General features: G+C 49.8%; 2 protein-coding genes. Both read left to right on the top strand.

Going from position 1 to position 3,566, the window contains the following annotated elements:
* Positions 1-611 precede the first annotated feature (611 nt).
* Positions 612-1,433, top strand: a complete 822-nt coding sequence (locus QUA83_RS30130; RefSeq protein ID WP_333297872.1) for a sulfotransferase — start codon at positions 612-614, stop codon at positions 1,431-1,433.
* A gap of 139 nt (positions 1,434-1,572) precedes the next feature.
* A partial coding sequence (locus QUA83_RS30125) for a DUF4347 domain-containing protein (RefSeq protein ID WP_333297871.1) occupies positions 1,573-3,566 on the top strand: 1,994 nt, incomplete at its 3' end.

Raw genomic sequence — 3,566 nt, 5'->3', positions numbered from 1 at the left:
TAATCGAAGGATGAGCTGTCAATCCCAATCGGAAAAATTAGCCAACAAACCGGGTTTTTTGAGAAAGTCCGACAGGGTATTAATTCCCTGTCGGACTTTGTTTGTATAGGATTGGTTTCCACCCAGATTCCACACCCTGGGTGTCATACCAATTTTATTCCCCGCCCCTACAATAGCGATTTGGCTTTTGGGCCGCCGGAACGTTGAGAAGTAAAAGAAATTATTTTGCTGTTCGACAGAATTTCTATTGATTTAATGGCTCGGTATCCGGTGCGGTTATAACATATCTATGTCGAGTTAACGAAACAAACTGTATCTTAATCCGCGTTAATCTGCGTATGTCAACTGACATCTGCGGTGAAAGTTTCACATTAATTCTGTACTCATGGTCAAGCTCCGACTTGTCCGACGGACAGCAGCCTGAAGCAATGATAAAGATAGAGAAAGTTAACCCACGATGTCTAAATTGTAAAGATATCGTAAACCTGGATGTTGTGTCGTGAAATGTTAAATAAAAATATTTTATAAAAAATATGTCTTTAGGGTGATACCATAGGATCATACCGTTAAGTTGCATCTAAATTGTACAAACCCATTCTCAAACGAAGCCAGTGAAAGCTCACTTCATATCAGGAGTACCCCGCTCAGGCTCTACTTTACTGGCAGCATTACTACGACAAAATCCGCGATTTCACGCCGCTATGACCTCCCCAGTCGGGGGTTTAGTAGAGCGAATGTTGGAAGCCATGAGCGAAGATAATGAGTTTTCCGTGTTCATTTCCTCTGAACAAAAACGGGCACTGATTATGAGCATCTTTTCAGCTTATTACCACCCGCAAGCTGAAAAAGAAGTGATCTTCGACACCAATCGTCTTTGGTGCAGTAAATTGCCATTAATTCTGGAACTATTTCCCGAAGCCAAAGTCATCTGCTGCGTTAGAAACATTGCTTGGATTATGGACAGCATTGAGCTACTGATTCGGCGCAATGCCTTTGATGTTTCCCGGTTATTTAATAATCCAGCAGAACGGGCTACAGTTTATAGCCGCACCGAAGCATTAAGTCAAGGTTCCCGTTTAGTGGGTTATGCTTATAACGCCCTTAAAGAAGCATTTTATAGCGAACAGAGTGGTTCTCTTCTCCTTGTAGATTACGATTTATTAACCAAAGGGCCGGCTAAAACCATGTCGCTGATTTATCAATTTCTCGGCGAAGAGCCTTTTGAACATGATTTCGAGAACGTTCAATATCAAGAACCAGAATTTGATAATAAGCTGAAAACACAAGGGTTACACCAAGTGCGAGCTCAAGTCGAATTTAAACCGAGAAAAACGATTTTACCTCCCGACTTGTTTGAGCGATTTGATAGCTTATCTTTTTGGACAGATTCAACAAATAGTCGTGCTAGTGCAATTGTAGCGAAAACTCAATAAACCGCAAAACCGACGCTCTAGCTCCCCCCTAACCCCCATTAAAAAGGAAGAAGAGTGTTCAAAGTCCCCCTTGAAAACGGGGAGGCGATGGGGAGCGAAACTTGGATGTAAACCATAGATATCAGGGATTTCAATAATTATGAACTCATCAACTGCCAACCAGCAAATTATTTTCGTTGACTCTTCTGTAGAGAATTATCAAAACTTGATAGAGGGCGCAGATGCTAACGCCAAAATAGTCGTTTTAGATGACAAGCGTAGTGGCATGGAACAAATTACCCAAGCACTGGCTAGTGAAAGTGGCATTGAAGCTGTTCATGTAGTTTCTCACGGCAACCAAGGCAGTTTAAAACTCGGTGCAGATGTACTCAATGGGAATGACCTCGAAAAGTTCAACACTCAGCTACAACAGTGGGGAAATGCTCTGACAGAGAACGGAGATATCCTACTTTATGGATGCGATGTAGCTGCCACAGAAGCTGGCAATAATTTTGTCAAGCGATTAAGTGAACTCACAGGTGCAGATGTCGCAGCCTCTAACGACTTGACAGGAAATGCAGCTAAAGAGGGCGACTGGGATTTAGAAATAGTAACGGGCCAGATTGAATCCACTGTGCCGTTTACTCGGCAGGCGATGGAAGATTATGACTATACACTGGCTAACTTTGATGTCACGGTGGCAAGCGATAATGGTACTGGCAGTGTAGCAGGCACATTAAGCAAAGCAATTTTAGATGCGAATGTCGCGCCAGGGGATGACACGATTACCCTCACCACAGGTGTCACGTTTACACAGACTCCGAATCAGCTAATCGACAGCAATATTGCTCTTATTGGTGGCGGTTTCACCGTCAGCGGAGATGCCAATAACAGTAGTGGCAATGATACGGGTGACGTTCGCCCCTTCTTTGTGAAGTCTGGAAGCGTCAGTTTCTCCAATATGACCATTAGCGGGGGTCGCGCCCAGGGCGGCAGATCTGGTGGTGGTGGGGGCGCAGGCATGGGGGGTGGCTTGTTTGTTTATAACGGCACAGTCAACCTGAATTCTGTCACCTTTTCTAATAACTCTGCCATTGGCGGAAATGGTGGGTATTTTGGGCAGGGAGGTGGTGCTAATTTTGTGCCTCGCAATTCGGGTAACCGGGGTGTTTCCCATTATGGCACCTACGGCGGCTACGGCAACGACAACGGCGGCAACGCCATCGGCGACATCGGTGGCATTGGTGGTGACGGCGGCTACGGCAACGGCGGCGACGGCCGCTACGGCGACAGCACCCGCAACGGCGGCAACGGCGGCTACGGCATCGGTGGCTTAGGCGGCTTCGGTGGCAACGGTGGCGGTGGCTACGGCGGTCGCGGCGGCGGCAACGAAAACGGCGGCATTGGTGGTGACGGCGGCAACGGCAACGGCGGCGACGGCGGCTTCGGTGGTGGCGGCGGCCGTGGCCGCGCCGGCTACGGCGGCTTCGGCGACAACGGCTTCGGCAACGGCGGCAACGGCAACGGCGGCGACGGCGGCTTCGGCGGCGGCGGCGGCTTCGGCGACGGCGGCGGCTACGGCGGCGCGGGCAACGGCATCGGCTTCGGCGGCGACGGCGGCTTCGGCGGCGGCGACGGCGGCTTCCGTACTGGCAACATCCGCGGCATCGGCGACGGCGGTGCGGGCATGGGGGGTGCAGTATTCATTCGTCAAGGTACTCTCATCCTTGACAACACCACATTTACTGGCAACACTGCTACAGGCGGCACGGGTAACACCCCTGGTGAAGGCAAAGGTGGGGCAATTTTCGCCATGCAGTCCCTCACCAACCCCAATGGCAACAACCAAGGGATGCCGACTGCGCTACCTACTGTCACGTCATTTGGAACAACTTTCACTAGCAACACCGCAACCAACCAAGCTGGCACTCCCGCTGCCACCACCCCCGCCAACGGTATCGGCGATAACCAAGACAATAACGATGTTTACGGTACGATAGACAACCCCCCTATAATTGGCACTGCTGGCCCTGATAACTTAAGCGGAACTGCCAATCCAGATACCATCAATGGATTTGCCGGCAACGACACCCTCAATGGATTGGCCGGCAACGACACCCTCAATGGTAACGAGGATAATGACCGTTTAGACGG

Origin of the sequence: Microcoleus sp. K1-B1, from assembly GCF_036704705.1 — a bacterium.
In the GTDB taxonomy this organism is placed as follows: domain Bacteria; phylum Cyanobacteriota; class Cyanobacteriia; order Cyanobacteriales; family Microcoleaceae; genus Microcoleus.
The sequence above is the reverse complement of the archived record's forward strand: the minus strand, read 5'-3'. Positions and strand labels throughout refer to the sequence as shown.